The following is a 305-nucleotide window of genomic DNA, read 5'->3' as shown; positions in this document are numbered from 1 at the left end:
CGACAATGTGCGCGTCGCGCTGCAGCGTCCAGGCGGGCTGGGCTACCAGTTCTGGCGCCCGGTCTCGGCGCTCAACGCGTTGACGCCAAGGGCGCGCGAGCTGCTCGCCATCGTCGGGCTGGAAGATGCAGCGCATCGTCTGGCCGGCGATCTTTCCTATGGCCGCAAGCGCGTGCTGGAGATCGCCACCACATTGGCGCTCGACCCGAAGGTGCTTCTGCTCGACGAGCCGATGGCCGGCATGGGGCACGAGGATGTCGGCATGATCTCCGGCATCATCCGCTCGCTGGCCAAGGACCGTGCCG

Annotated in this window: 1 protein-coding gene; it reads left to right on the top strand. The window is 67.9% G+C overall.

Features of this window, described 5'->3' with window-relative positions; genetic code table 11:
* A partial coding sequence (locus tag EN852_RS38700) for an ATP-binding cassette domain-containing protein (RefSeq protein ID WP_135879897.1) occupies positions 1 to 305 on the top strand: 305 nt, incomplete at both ends.

Origin of the sequence: Mesorhizobium sp. M2E.F.Ca.ET.209.01.1.1 (assembly GCF_004010375.2) — a bacterium.
In the GTDB taxonomy this organism is placed as follows: Bacteria; Pseudomonadota; Alphaproteobacteria; order Rhizobiales; family Rhizobiaceae; genus Mesorhizobium.
Note: the sequence above shows the minus strand (reverse complement) of the source record. Positions and strands in the feature narration are given on the sequence as shown.